12 protein-coding genes and 2 tRNA genes are annotated in these 13,114 nt (G+C 70.0%); 6 read left to right on the forward strand and 8 right to left on the reverse strand.

Annotated features, from left to right (window positions below; all coding sequences use genetic code 11):
- Positions 1–53: 53 nt before the first annotated feature.
- The 3 genes from ABEA67_RS10075 (at position 54) to ABEA67_RS10085 (ending at position 950) form a co-directional block, all read left to right on the forward strand.
- The gene (locus tag ABEA67_RS10075; protein WP_345464690.1) at positions 54–728 is read left to right on the forward strand and encodes a TrmB family transcriptional regulator; all 675 of its coding nucleotides are present in this window, start codon (positions 54–56) and stop codon (positions 726–728) included.
- Between the two features lie 37 nt (positions 729–765).
- Positions 766–841, forward strand: a tRNA-Ala gene (locus ABEA67_RS10080).
- 32 nt (positions 842–873) lie between these two features.
- A tRNA-Met gene (locus ABEA67_RS10085) sits at positions 874–950 on the forward strand.
- Positions 951–1,007: 57 nt separating this feature from the next.
- On the opposite strand, the gene ABEA67_RS10090 is transcribed toward ABEA67_RS10085, so the two are convergent.
- Entirely contained in the window at positions 1,008–1,544 is a 537-nt protein-coding gene (locus tag ABEA67_RS10090; RefSeq protein WP_345464692.1) for a hypothetical protein, read from the reverse strand.
- 141 nt (positions 1,545–1,685) lie between these two features.
- On the opposite strand from ABEA67_RS10090, the gene ABEA67_RS10095 reads away from it, so the two are divergent.
- The 3 genes from ABEA67_RS10095 to tmk all read left to right on the forward strand — a co-directional run bounded on the left by ABEA67_RS10095 (position 1,686) and on the right by tmk (position 3,608).
- Positions 1,686–2,084 carry a VOC family protein gene (locus ABEA67_RS10095; RefSeq protein ID WP_345464695.1) on the forward strand — a complete coding sequence of 133 codons (399 nt, stop codon included), beginning with the start codon at positions 1,686–1,688 and terminating at the stop codon, positions 2,082–2,084.
- Between the two features lie 14 nt (positions 2,085–2,098).
- The gene (locus ABEA67_RS10100) at positions 2,099–2,911 is read left to right on the forward strand and encodes a Nif3-like dinuclear metal center hexameric protein (protein ID WP_425557177.1); all 813 of its coding nucleotides are present in this window, start codon (positions 2,099–2,101) and stop codon (positions 2,909–2,911) included.
- A 76-nt stretch (positions 2,912–2,987) separates the two neighbouring features.
- The gene (gene tmk / locus ABEA67_RS10105) at positions 2,988–3,608 is read left to right on the forward strand and encodes a dTMP kinase (RefSeq protein ID WP_345464700.1); all 621 of its coding nucleotides are present in this window, start codon (positions 2,988–2,990) and stop codon (positions 3,606–3,608) included.
- Between the two features lie 9 nt (positions 3,609–3,617).
- Here tmk and ABEA67_RS10110 read toward each other — a convergent pair whose 3' ends face one another.
- The 7 genes from ABEA67_RS10110 to zwf all read right to left on the reverse strand — a co-directional run bounded on the left by ABEA67_RS10110 (position 3,618) and on the right by zwf (position 13,069).
- On the reverse strand, positions 3,618–4,463 hold the full coding sequence (locus ABEA67_RS10110) for a glutaminyl-peptide cyclotransferase (RefSeq protein ID WP_345464703.1): 846 nt from the start codon (positions 4,461–4,463) through the stop codon (positions 3,618–3,620).
- A 70-nt stretch (positions 4,464–4,533) separates the two neighbouring features.
- A complete protein-coding gene (locus ABEA67_RS10115; RefSeq protein ID WP_345464706.1) occupies positions 4,534–4,920 on the reverse strand; it encodes a nuclear transport factor 2 family protein in 387 nt (128 codons plus the stop codon).
- Positions 4,921–4,978: 58 nt separating this feature from the next.
- Positions 4,979–6,082, reverse strand: coding sequence for a tRNA epoxyqueuosine(34) reductase QueG (queG, locus tag ABEA67_RS10120; RefSeq protein ID WP_345464709.1), 1,104 nt, complete (start codon positions 6,080–6,082; stop codon positions 4,979–4,981).
- 563 nt (positions 6,083–6,645) lie between these two features.
- Positions 6,646–9,417 carry a M16 family metallopeptidase gene (locus ABEA67_RS10125; RefSeq protein ID WP_345464712.1) on the reverse strand — a complete coding sequence of 924 codons (2,772 nt, stop codon included), beginning with the start codon at positions 9,415–9,417 and terminating at the stop codon, positions 6,646–6,648.
- 170 nt (positions 9,418–9,587) lie between these two features.
- Positions 9,588–10,265, reverse strand: coding sequence for a 6-phosphogluconolactonase (gene pgl, locus ABEA67_RS10130; RefSeq protein WP_345464715.1), 678 nt, complete (start codon positions 10,263–10,265; stop codon positions 9,588–9,590).
- Between the two features lie 130 nt (positions 10,266–10,395).
- Positions 10,396–11,346 carry a glucose-6-phosphate dehydrogenase assembly protein OpcA gene (locus tag ABEA67_RS10135; protein WP_345464718.1) on the reverse strand — a complete coding sequence of 317 codons (951 nt, stop codon included), beginning with the start codon at positions 11,344–11,346 and terminating at the stop codon, positions 10,396–10,398.
- Positions 11,347–11,464: 118 nt separating this feature from the next.
- Entirely contained in the window at positions 11,465–13,069 is a 1,605-nt protein-coding gene (zwf, locus tag ABEA67_RS10140) for a glucose-6-phosphate dehydrogenase (protein WP_345464775.1), read from the reverse strand.
- Positions 13,070–13,114: the final 45 nt, after the last annotated feature.

Here is a 13,114-nt window from a genome sequence, read left to right on the forward strand (position 1 = left end):
CTCGGCGGGGGCCGGGGCAGCCGGGAGAGGCTTTTCCCGTATGCTGGATAGACATGAGTGCTGTGATTCACCTGCAAGCGCTGGGCCTGACCGAATACGAGGCACGCGCTTACACTGCCCTGCTGGCCCTGGGCCGGGCCGTCCCGGCCCGCGTGGCCCGGCAGGCGGGCATCCCCCGGCCCAAGATCTATGAGACGCTCGAACGGCTGGAGGGCCGGGGCCTGGCCGCCCGTGTCGGGCAAAATCCCCTGGAATATGCCCCGCTGAGCGCCCGCGAGTACCTGGCCCGCGCCCGCCGCTCCTTCGATGACCGCCTGGGTGCCCTGGACCGCGACCTCTCGCGCCTGGCCCCTGACCCGGCCCCCGAGGCCGTTTACCACCTGTACGGCGAGGCGGCCATCCGCAGTCTCTGCGAGGACCTCACCCTGAACGCGCGCCGCAGCGTGTACATGGCGGGCGAGACGGCGCTGGCCGAACGGCTGGAGCGCCTGACCCCGCGCGGCGTGGACCTGTACCGCGCCTCGCTGGTCGACCTGCCCGCGGTCGCCGCCGAGGGCCAGCGCGCCTTTCTGCTCGCCCGCGACGGCGAGGCCGCCGTGATTGCCCACTTTATCGAGGAGGGCGGCAGCGGCGAGGCGCATGGCGTCCACACACACAACCCGGTCGTCATCCACCTGATCGAGGGGTACGTGCAGCTCGCGGCCCAGCGTGCCGCCGGGGGGCGTTGACAAGTCGGGAGGTCGTTGGTAATCTAACCGGGCCTTCGGGGCTGTGGCGCAGTTGGGAGCGCGTCTGAATGGCATTCAGAAGGTCAGGGGTTCGAATCCCCTCAGCTCCACCAAAAGGCCCCGCCATGTGCGGGGCACTTTTCAAGGCGATGTAGCTCAGCTGGTTAGAGCGAACGACTCATAATCGTTAGGTCCCCGGTTCAAGTCCGGGCATCGCCACCAAGAGAAAAAACCCTCGTCCTGGGACGGGGGTTTTTCTTTTTGCTCTTTCCCTGTGCCTCACCCCACCTCGCGCTCTGCCAGTGCCTGGTAGGTCGCGGCGGCGGCGAGGCCCCCGGCCAGATACCAGCCCATGGTCAGAAGCTGGGTCAGCGGGGCCTGTTCGCCCGGCTGACGCCCCAGCCCGAGGGGACGTGGCAGCAGCGCCCCACCCACCCCGGCAGCCAGCCCGAGCGCGCCGCCCCGCTGCCAGGCCTTCCGGGACGACCCGGCCCCCACCAGGCTGTAATACAGGCTGTTGGAGAAGACATCCGCCAGCAGGGTCCAGCGGTAGAGGGCCTCACCGCGCGGCGGCTGCACGTCCGCGGCCCGCAGGGAGCGGCTGAGGGCACGTTCCCCAATCACCTCCATGCGGGGGGCGTGGGGCAACACCCGCCTTGCGCCCTCGTTCAGCAGCGTCACGGTGACGGCCCCCGCCAGGCCAGCCGCCACCACGGGTACCCAGCGGCTGGAGCGGCCCTGGCCTTCCTCACGCGGCTGAAGGTCCTGGTGCTCGTGTGTCTGGTCCTGGTGTGTGCGGGCATGGTTCTCGTTCATCGCGTTCCCCTTTCGGCGTTTCCTTCCTGTGTACCGCATGGCCGGTGCGGCGGGCGGTTTTCTGAAGAACGGCTCTGGACTGGGGTGCTGTTCCCGCCCCAGGCACGCGGCCCCCCGGGCGCGAGGGGCTACGCTCGGCCCATGACGACCCTGATTTCCGGGCTGGACCACGTGCAGGTCGAGGCCCCCGCGGGCTGCGAGACGGACGCGCAGGCCTTTTTCGGGGCCTTCCTGGGCCTGCCGGAACTGCTCAAGCCGGAGGCACTCCGGGCGCGGGGCGGGGCCTGGTTTGCCCTCCCCGACGGGCGGCAACTGCACGTGGGCGTGACGCCTGGCTTCATGCCGCGCGAGAAGGGACACCCGGCCCTGCGCTGCCGTGACCTCGCCGCGTTTCGGGCACACTGTGAGGCGCATGGCGTGCCGTACCGCGCGGACGCCGAGGCGGGCGTGCCCCGCGTGTTCCTGCGCGACCCCTTCGGCAACCGGCTGGAGGTGGTGGAGGGGGCACACGAAAGCGTGCTGCTGACCCCTGCGCCCTGAGCCGCCCGCCTACAATGCACCCCATGACCGATCCCACCCCCACCCCCCCGCATGGCCCTGCCCGCCGAGGAGAGGTCGACCGCGACACGCTGGTGCGCTGGCTGAACAACTACCTGAACATCGACGCCTATCCCGACCTCAGCCTCAACGGCCTTCAGATCGCCGGGACGGACACCATCCGGCGGGTCGCGGCCAGTGTGGACACCAGCCTCAAGACACTTCAGGACGCCGCCGACAGCGGCGCGGACCTGCTGCTGGTGCATCACGGGCTGTTCTGGGGCGAGCCGCTGGCCGTGACCGGGCCGCACCGCGAGCGCCTCCGCACGGCGCTGATGGCCGACCTGAACCTCTATGCCGCCCACATTCCGCTGGATGCCCACCCCGAGGTCGGCAACAACGCGATGATGGCCCGCGCGCTGAGCCTCCAGAACCCGCAGCCCTTCGGGGACTGGCAAGGTCACAAGATCGGCCTGGCGGGCGAGCTGCCCTTCCCGCAGTCCCTCCAGGACTTCGCCGACCGCGTGCAGAAGCTCACCGGCGAAATCTGCCTGGTGCACGGGGGCGGGATTCCCCAGGTTCACCGCCTGGGCATCGTCAGCGGCAGCGGCGCGGGCGCGGTGGCGGAGGCGGCGGCCGCGGGCCTCGACACCCTGCTGACCGGCGAACCCGAACACAAGCACTTCCACGACGCCTTCGAGTACGGCGTGAACGTGGTCTTTGCCGGACACTACGAAACCGAGGTCTTCGGCGTGCGCGCCCTCGCCGCCCGCCTGGAGGACGAGTTCGGGCTGCCGTGGCAATTTTTGCATCATCCGACGGGGCTTTGAGGGCTGTAGGACGTGGGTTGTGGGTTGTAGGAGGCCGCCCACAACCCACAACCCACAACCCACAGCCTCTCGGTGAATGCCAGTGACCCCCCCCTTCATCACCTTCGAAGGCCCTGAGGGCGCGGGCAAAAGCACGCAGCTCACGCGGTTGGCGGTGCGGCTGGGGAAAGTGGGGGTGCCACACGTGGTCACGCGCGAGCCGGGCGGAACGCCGCTGGGCACGCGGGTGCGCGAGGTGTTGCTCGACCCCGCCCTGAGCATCGACCCGCTGCCCGAGTTCCTGCTGTATTCCGCCAGCCGCGCGCAACTGGTCGCCAACGTGATTCGTCCGGCGCTGGCGCGGGGTGAGATGGTAGTCTGCGACCGCTACGCCGATTCCAGCCTGGCCTACCAGGGCTTCGGGCGGGGGCTGGACGGGACCTTTCTCGCCAGCCTCACGCGGGAAGTGACGGGCGGGCTGGTGCCCGACCTCACGGTACTGCTCGACCTCGACCCGGCGGTGGGATTGAGCCGGGCGGCCTCACGTGGCGTTCCCGACCGCCTGGAACGTGCCGACCTGGACTTTCATGCCCGCGTGCGGGGGGGCTTTCTGACGCTCGCCACCCGCGACCCTGGACGCTTTCTGGTCCTGGACGCGACCCGCCCTGTGGACGCCCTGGCCGACGACATCTGGCGGGCGGTGGAGGCGCGGCTCTAGCCTCCGGCCTCAGCGCCCCGTCCGGCCCCGCCCGTTGGTGCCCGTTTCCGGCTTCAGGCCCGGCACCTTCACCTCGTAGACCGTCGGCCAGCGTTTGCCGGTCAGCAGCAGGGTACCGCGCTCGGGCACGTAGGCGATACCGTTGGGCACGTCGTCGAAGGTGAGGGGCTGGGGGCCGCGGGCAGCGCCCTCGCTGGCCTCCTGCATCAGCGGGGTCACGTCGAGCCAGGCGGTCACGTTCCCGCTTTTCGGGTCGATGCGCGCGATGCGGTTCGTGAGCCAGATGTTGGCGTAGATGCTGCCCTGCACGTATTCCAGCTCGTTGAGGTTCTTGACGGGCTGGCCCGCGTCGGTCACGCGGAGGGTGCGGGTCACGGCAAAGGTCCGGGGGTCGCGCCAGAAGAGGGTGCTGGAGCCGTCACTCATGATCAGGCTGCGGCCGTCGTTGGTCAGGCCCCAGCCCTCGCCCTGGTAGCGGTAGCGGCCCACCTCGCGCAGGGTGGCGGCGTCGAAGGCGTAGGCCAGCCCCGACTGCCAGGTCAGGTGGTAGGCGACGCCGCCGAGCACGCTCACGCCCTCCCCGAAAGCGCTGGCAAGGGGCGTGGCGACCCCGGCCAGCACCCGCCCGCTTTTCAACTCCACCCGCCGCACCCCCGACTCGCCCACCAGCCCGGTGCTCTCGGCCAGCAGCCCGTTTCCGAGGTATTGCAGCCCCTCGGTAAAGGCCGCGCGGTCATGGGGATAACGGGCGGTCACGGTGGGCCGCAGGACCGGCGTGGGCTGCGCGAGGGCCGCCGTCAGGGGCAGGGACGCCAGGGCAGTCAGAACAGCAGGCAGAGCAAGGCGGGGATGCATTTCGCCTATGGTAGCGACCTGCCCCCGCCGTGCGGTGTTCAGATGTTGTTCACCCATTCCGGGGGCTGCTTCAGCCCTGCGTCTCCACGGCCGGTTTCACGAAGGCCGCCGAATCGTAGTAGGTGCGGAAGGCGCTGACCTGCTGCCCGTCGTGCTCGATCACGCTCGCGCCCCGGTAGGCAATGTCGGTGCCGTCCCGCAGCTGCCCGGTGGCCTCCCACTCCATCAGGCCGGTGCGGCCGTCGTCACTGTGGTGGGTGAACTGGCTGCGGATGGTCTGGAAGTTGCCCAGGTACGCCTCCCAGAACTGCCGCGCGCCCTCCTGGCCCCGCCAGAGCTGGGTGGTAAGGTTTTGCAGGGTCGAATCGTCGGAGAACAGCGCGACCAGTTCTGCCGAGTCGCCGCTCTGCTCGGTGGTCTGAAGTGCCCGCATGAAGGTCTCGGTCAGGTTTGCCATGCCTCACCACACCATGCAGTTAGAGGAAAAAGCGTGGCTTATCACCCAGGCGGGCCACTTATGAAGCGACGCCTAACGCGGCTGCTGCCGCCGCCCGCACCGCCTCGTGCGGGTCGTTCAGCAACGGGTGAAGGTGCCCCGCCTCATCCCACTGCCCCAGCGCCCAGGCGGCGGCCTCGCGCACCTCCCAGGCGGGGTCCTCGGCTCCGGCCAGCAGCAGCGGCCAGCCCTCCGGGGCGCGCGTGTTTCCCAGCACCGTCAGCGCGTTGCGGGCCATGCCTTTGCGCCGGGGCCGCAGAAAGGCGGTGCCCGCGTATCTCCGCTCGAACTGCCGCTCGCTGAGGCCGAAAAAGGTGCTCAGGTCGGGGTGGGCCAGCTCGGGGTCCGGCCTGAAGAGTCGCGCGAGCGGCCCAGCCTTCCCCGTCCACGGGCAGACCTCGCTGCACACGTCGCAGCCGAAGAGCCAGCTCCCCACCCCGGCCCGCAGTTCGTGCGGCAGCGGCCCCCGGTGTTCTATGGTCAGGTACGAGATGCAGCGCCGGGCGTCGATGGCGCGGTCGGGGCCAATTGCGTTCGTCGGGCAGGCGGCCACGCAGCGGAAGCAGCGCCCGCAGCGGTCGGGATGCGCCTCCACCGCACCCTCAAAAGGCAGGTCGGTCAGCAGCACCGCCAGCGTCACGAAGGCTCCCAGCCGCGTGCTGATGTTCATGCCCGACTTGCCGCGCCAGCCCAGAAAAGCTCCCGCCGCGAAGAGGCGTTCCATCACCGGGCCGTGGTCCACGTATCCGCGTGCCCGCACCCCCAGCCGGGCCGCTTCCTCCTCCAGCCGGGTCAGGATGGGCTGGAGCTGGTCGTGGTAGTCGGGGGTCCAGGCGTAGCGGGCGACCCGCCCGACCCGCACGCCGCCCGCAGGCACGCCGGGGTCCGCGAAGGCGTGCGAGACGCCCAGCACCAGCACGCTCGCCGCACCTTCCAGACGGCTCGCCGGGTCCGAGCGGGCCGGAAGCTGCCGTTCCAGATAGGCCATGCCCGCGTGCCGTCCCGCTCCCAGCCACGTTGCGTACTCCGCCACGGCTGAGGCCGGGACGTGGGCGGGTGCCCAGCCCACCGCGTCCGCGCCCAGGGACACGGCGAGGTCAGAGAGGAGGTCGGCGTGGTTCACGGGGGAGAGTATGGGGTCTGTGGCGCGTGGCTTGTGGGGTGGAGGGAACAGAAGGGGGCAAACCGTCGGCAGTGCCGTGTTGTTGGGTTGCGGTTGTGGGGCGGGTGGTTTTTTTGGGGTCGGGCATCTTGTTGCGAGCTTCCCCCCGCCCCCCCAGCCCCCCTACCCCCCACCGGGGGGCAGGGGGGAGTGGCGCTGCGCTGGGCAAGGGGGTTCCTTGCGGTGGAAGGGGGGCCAGGCTTCGCCCCGGTTTCCCGCTGGTCGCTCTGCCCAGCCCACCAGGCGGCCTCGGGCCTGGCGGCCCGAACGGCTCGTCTTCCAGGCCTGACCGCTGGAAGGGTGGAACCTGGGCAGCGGCTCCAAAGTTTGAAAAGACAGGGGCGCGAGAGCTTTAGCGGGCTGGGCGTTTGGGTGCTTCTTCCGGGCTGTCAGCAACATGGACGCTCGCTCCCCACTCCCACTGCCAACCCTTGGGACAGCAGCTTGCTACGGCGCAGAGAAAAAGAAAGAAGGCGGGGGAACACCTCCCCCACCTCCACAAGCCACGGGCTAGAGGCCCAACCTCACTTCCCGAACGTCCCTGCCCGCACCACCACCAGGTTCGCCGGGTCCACGTACTTCCGCAGGGCGTCCTGGGCCATCTGGGGCGTGACGGCCTTCAGTTTGGCCTCGAAGTCGGCGGTGAAGGCGTAGGTGCGGCCCAGGTAAAGCTGGCGGGCAAGTGAACCGGCCACGTTGGCGTCCTCGCTGCGGGCCACGCGGGCTTCTTGCAGCAGGGCGGATTTGGCGGCCTCGATTTCCTGGGCGGTGAAGCCCTTCTGGCGGGCCAGGTCGAGTTCCTCGCGCATGGCGGCCGCCACCTTGCCCGTCACGTTGGGGTTGAAGATGGCGTAGGAGGTAAAGCTCGCCTTCTGGTCCTGGCTGGAGACGCTGACGCCGCCGCCCGCGCCGTAGCTGAGGCCCTCTTTCTGCCGCAGCCGGTTGAAGAGGCGCGAGTCGGTGCCCGCGCCGAAGACGCGCATGGCGACGGCCAGGGCCGGGTAATCGGGGCTGTCGTCGCGCAGCGGGAAGTTCAGGCGGGCGAAGTACACCGCGTTGGCCTTGTCGGGCACGTTCAGCACGAGGTCCTGCGTCTGCGGCGTGGTCAGCGGCAGGGTCACGCGCTGGTAGGGCACGCCGCTGCTGAAGCCGCCCAGAATCTCGGGCAGCGCCGCGCGGATGGTCTGCGGGTCGAAGTCACCCACCACCGCCACCTGCGCGCGGGCCGCGCCCCACACCTTGCGGTAGTAGTCCTGCACCTGTGCCAGCGTGACGGCGCGGGTGTCCGCGAGGCTCTCGTCGAGGGTGGGCGCGTAGCCCAGGTCGCCGCGTTTGGCCCCCGGCTGCATGAAGACCCGCGCCAGCGCCTGCCCCGCCACCGCCTGCGGCTCGTTGCGGCCCGCCTCCAGGTCGTCGAGGGCGGCCTTTTTAATCTCGTCGAAGTCGGCCTGGGGGAAGACGGGTTCGCGCAGCACCTTGCGGACCAGCGCCAGCGCCTCGGGCAGATGCGTGCGGTCGGTGCTGACGGTGACGGTGGCCCCGGTCGCGCTGCCGTCCACGCTGAGCTGGGTCTTGATGGCCTCCAGGCGGTCGTTGAGCTGCTGGCGGGTCAGGTCTTTGCTTCCGCGCGTCAGCAGCGGCGCGATGAAGTCGGCGGCGTCCTTCCCGCTGCGGGCGGTGTCGGGGTTGCCGAAGTCGAGGTTCAGGACGAACTCCACCCGCTCGCCGCGCGTCTTCTTGGGCAGCAGGGCCACGTCCGCGCCCGCCACCTTCTCGCGTGTCACACGGGCTTCGAGGGCGGCGGGTTCGGGCGCAATCGTCTCGCCCGCCGCGAGGGCCGCGCGACCCTGGTAGCCCTTAAGCAGCTCGGCGGCGCTGGGGGCCGCGCCCACCGTCACCCGGTCGGGTTGCGCGGTCGGGACGAAGAGGCCCAGGGTGCGGTTGGTGGGTTTGAGATACGTCGCTGCCACGAGCTGCACGTCGGCCGGGGTCACCTTGTCCAGCTCGTCGCGCAGCTTGAACAGCAGCCGCCAGTCGCCCGCCGCGATGTACTCGGACAGGGCCAGGCCGACCGATTCCGGCTTGGCGAGCAGTTGCTCGTAGCCGCTGACCACACGGGTGCGGACGCGGGCCACGTCCTCCTCGGTAAAGGCCGTCTTGCTGGCGTTTTCCAGGGTCGCCAGCAGGGTCGCCTGGGCGGGCGCGGCGTTGTCGTCCTTGCCCAGCACCGCCGCGTACAGCATCAGGCCGGGGTCGTCGGCGCTGTTGGTCAGGCTGCCGATGGCGGTGGCCTGTTTGGTCTGCACCAGCGCCTTGTACAGCCGCCCGGCGGGTTCGTCGGCCAGAATCTGGTCCAGCACCAGCAGGGCGGGCATATCGGGGTGCCGCACGCTGGGCATGTGGTAGGCCGCCAGGATGATTTGCTGGTCGCCCACCCGCCGCACAGTCACGCTGCGCTCGCCGTCCTGCGGGGGTTCCACGGTGTAGAGCGGCGGCAGCGTGCGCCAGGGCTTGCGAATGGGGCCGAACTCGGCGGCGATGAGCTTCAGGGCCTGCTCCGACTGGAAGTTCCCGGCCAGCGTCACCACCGCGTTGTCGGGCTGGTAATACCGCTGGTAAAAGGCCTTCAGGCGGTCCACCGGCACGTTCTCCACGTCCGAGCGGTTGCCGATGGCGGTGTTCCCGTAGTTGTGCCAGTCGAAGGCCACCGAGCGCACCTGCTTGTACAGCAGGCCGAAGGGGCTGTTCTCCCCAGACTCGAACTCGTTGCGGACCACCGTCATCTCGGTCTTCAGGTCGTCGCCGCTGATTTTCGAGCGCGTCATGCGGTCGGCTTCGAGGTGAACGGCCCAGGCGAGGTTGTCCCCGGTGTTCGTCAGCGTCTCGAAGTAGTTGGTGCGGTCCTCGCTGGTCGTGCCGTTGAAGTCGGCCCCGCGCTTGCCCAGGCCCTCCAGGATGTTGCCGCTGGTCGGCGTGCCCTTGAACAGCATGTGTTCGAGCAGGTGCGCCATGCCCGTCTCGCCGTAGTTCTCGTTCTTGCTGCCCACCAGATAGGTCACGTTCAGGGTAAAGGTCGTCTTGGACGTGTCCGGGAACAGCAGCACCCGCAGCCCGTTGCGGAGGCGGTACTCGCGGATGCCCTCCACCTCGGTCACAAAGGTGACGCCCGCAGGGAGGGCGGGCTGGGCCGTGGTGCTGGCCGGAGCCGCAGCGGGCGCGGTCTGCGCGGAGGCGGTGGCCCCCGTCAGCAGCGCGAGGGTGAGGAGCAGGGCCTTTTGGGAAGCGCGAACAGTCATAGAACCTCCGGGAGGGGAGAGAACGGAAAGGACGGCGAGGTGCCGCGACCAGATACGTGCCGGACGTGACATGGGTTCCGCCCCCGCGCCTCCTGCCTGCCTGGTCACTTGGGGCAGCGTAAAGGCAAAAGGCCCGGACACATGGCCCGGACCTTTCCCAGCACGCGGTTCTAGACTCGCTTCAGTTTTTCTGCCGCCGCCCCGTCCAGAAACCAGACCGGGTCCTGCACCCGCGCGACTGGGTATTCACCCTCACCCGCCTGCACCTCGCGCAGCACGTCGGCCTTGCCTGCCCCCACCACTAGCAGCCAGCGTTCGCGGGCCGCGTTGATTTCGGGAAAAGTGAAGGTCAGCCGCCCAGTGTCCAGTTTGGGCACCCAGTTGGCGGCGACCCGTCCCGCCGCGTTCAGTGCCTCGGTGCCGGGAAAGAGGCTGGCGGTGTGGCCGTCGTCGCCCATGCCCAGCAGCACCACGTCGAGCTGTTCGGGCAGCAGGGCGGCGTAGTCCCGCGCGGCCTCCTCCAGCGGGCGGCGTTCGCCCTCCATCCGGTGAATCTGGGCTTCCGGGACCGGTACGTGCGTCAGCAGTTCGTCCCGCGCCGCGCCGTAATTGCTGTCGGGGCTGTCCGGCCCCACGCTGCGCTCGTCGCTGAAGTAGATGTGGACCTGCGCCCAGGGCACGTCCGGCAGGTCACGGAGCGCCCGGTACATCAGCTTCGGCGTGCTGCCCCCCGACAGCGCGACGTGAAAGGCCCCGCGCGCCGTAACTGCCTCCCGTGCCGCCTGCGCGAAGGCTTCCGCCGCCGCCCGCGCTGCGGCCTCCGGGGTAGGAAAGACGTGGAGGTTCATGGGGCACGTCCCGCGCAGAAGGCAGATGGCAGACGGCAGATGGCATAGAACGCCGCGTCCTCACCGCGTCCCGCGCCCCGCGCCCCGCGTCCTTCCCACACCCCACAGCTCACACCCCACACCCCGCCCCTCACAGGCTCGCCTTCGCCAGCGCCCAGGCCCGCTCGAACACCTCGCGGCGCTCGGGGCGGGCCATCACGCGGGCGAGGCCCTCCGCGAGGCTCATGGGGGGCACGTTCAGCTCGGTGGTGCGCTCCACGTCGGCCCAGCGCGCCTCGGTGCGGACCAGTTCGGCCTCCCCGGCGCTGAGGGTAAAGCGCACGCCCTCGCCCGCGAGTTCCAGACCGCACAGGTCGCCGTTCTCGCGCTCGCAGGTCGCGGCCTCAAACGTAACGTCCCCCAGGTCGGGCCAGCCCAGCGTGTCGGCCACCCAGCCCGCGAAGAGCCGGGCGGGCAGGGCGTTGGTGCCCGCGTAGCGCACGGTCAGGCGGTCCACCTGCCCCAGTTGCCGGGCCGCGTCGGGGCTGTCGAAGATCTGGGCCAGGGCCTCGCGCCAGCCCGCCGAGCGCGACCAGCCCAGGTCGGCCAGAGCGTAGTACCGCGCCGGGGGAATGTCCAGCGTAAGGCTGTCGGCGATGACCTGATCGGCAATCTCGGCCAGTTCCGAGAGCAATACCCCGCCGGGCTGGGTGTCGGCTCCCCACCACACGTGGTTCACGGTGGCCGGGCGCAGCAGCGGCAGAATCGCACCCTGAAGCTGTTCCGGGGTGGCGGCCAGCCGCAGCCGCTCGATGTACAGCCCGCCCGGCTGCGGCACCAGGCTCACCTGCACCTGCAACTCGGCCTGGTGTCCCGCGTCCATCACCCCGATAATCTGCCGCCCCGCGTAGCGCCCCTCCAGCCCCGCCAGCGCCTCCTCGACCCGCGAGAGATGCCTCTGCACCGTCAGCGCCACAATGTTGCCCGTATACGCCCGCGTCTCCACATCCGTCTGCGCCCACAGCTCGTCCAGCGTGGCCTGCGCCCGCCGCACGCTGGTTTCGATGGGGCCGAGGGGGCGGAGGTCGGTAGCCTGGGTCATAAAGCACCTCGGTTGAGCTGCTGGGCGCGTCCGAGGGGGGAGGCAGGACGCAGGACGCGGTGCGCAGTGAACGGCCCCATCTTTTCCCGCGTCCTGCGCACCGCGTACCGCGCCCCCCTCACAGCCGCCTCCAGCGCCGGTCCGGCCCGATCAGCGCGTCGGCGGCCTCGGGTCCCCAGGTTCCGGCGGGGTAGTTGGGGAAGTCGGGGGCGGCGGCGTCCGGTCCCTCCCAGGCTTCCAGCAGGCCGCTGACGATCTGCCAGGCGCGGTCCACCTCGTCCTCGCGGGGGAAGAGGGTGGCGTCGCCCAGCATCGCGTCGAGCAGCAGGCGGGAATAGGGGCTTTCGAGCTGCGCGCCGAAGGCGTCGTAGCGGAAGTCCATCACCACCTCGCGCAGCACCATCTCCTGCCCCGGCGACTTGGAGGAGAACTTCAGGCTCACGCCCTCGTCGGGTTGGATGCGGAAGGCCAGCACGTTGCGCTCGGTGCCGCCGGGGAACATGCCCAGCGGCGGGCGCTTGAAGACCACGGCGATTTCCGTGACCTTTTTGGGCAGCCGCTTGCCGGTGCGCAGGAAAAAGGGCACGCCCTGCCAGCGCCAGTTGTCCACCTCGAACTTGACGGCGACGTAGGTGGGGGTGGTGCTGCCCGGCTCCACACCGGGTTCCTCGCGGTAGCCGGGCACCTCCTCGCCGTACAGGGTGCCGGGGCCGTACTGGCCGCGCACGGCGACTTCCGGCACGCGCTGGGGCGGGATGGGCCGCACCGAGCGCAGCACCTTGACCTTCTCGTCGCGGATCGCGTCGGCGTCGAAGGCGGCGGGCGGCTCCATCGCGGTCAGCGCGAACAGTTGCATCAGGTGGTTTTGCAACATGTCGCGCACCACCCCGGCCTCCTCGTAGTACCCGGCGCGGCCTTCCAGGCCCAGGTCCTCGGCCGCCGTGATCTGCACGTGATCGACAAAGCTGCGGTTCCACAGCGGCTCGAAGATGGCGTTGCCGAAGCGGATTGCCATCAGGTTCTGCACCGTCTCCTTGCCGAGGTAGTGGTCGATGCGGTACACCTGCGACTCGTCCCAGACGCGGTGAATCGCCGCGTTCAGCTCGCGCGCCGAGGCCAGGTCACGCCCGAAGGGCTTCTCGATGATGATACGCCGCCAGCCCTCTGACTCGTCCGCGAGGCCCAGGCGGCCCAGGCCGTTGCTGATCGGCTCGAAGAGGCTGGGGGGCGTGGAGAGGTAGAAGAGGGCATTCTTGCGCCCGCCGTGCGCCTCCTCGGCCCGGTCGAGTTCCTGGCCGACCAGGCTGTATACCTCGTCGCCGCCGAAGTCCCCGAACTCGTAGTACAGCAGGTCGCGGAACTTCTCCAGCGCGCCGGGGTGCGGCTCGTCGGTTTCCTTACTCGACTTCAGCGCCTCGATCACGAAGTCCCCGAACTGCTCGTCGGTCATCTCCTGACGGCCCACGCCCACGATGTTGAAGGCACTCCCCAGCAGCCCGTCCTGCCACAGCCCGAACACGGCGGGCAGCAGCTTGCGTTTGGCGAGGTCGCCGGTTGCGCCGAAGATCACCAGGGTGGCGGGTTCGGGCGCGCGGCTGCGGCGCATCAGGGCGCGGAAGGGGTTTTCCCCCGCGTCCTCCGCGCCGGGTTGGGGCGTGCGCGAGCGGGTCTTGCGCCGGGCGGGCGGGGCAGGCTGGGCCACGTCCACGTTCTGCGTCTCCATCTTGTGGGTCACGGCCTGCTCGATGCTGTCGGAAGTGGAACGGTC

The organism is Deinococcus carri (assembly GCF_039545055.1).
Classification (GTDB): Bacteria; Deinococcota; Deinococci; order Deinococcales; family Deinococcaceae; genus Deinococcus; species Deinococcus carri.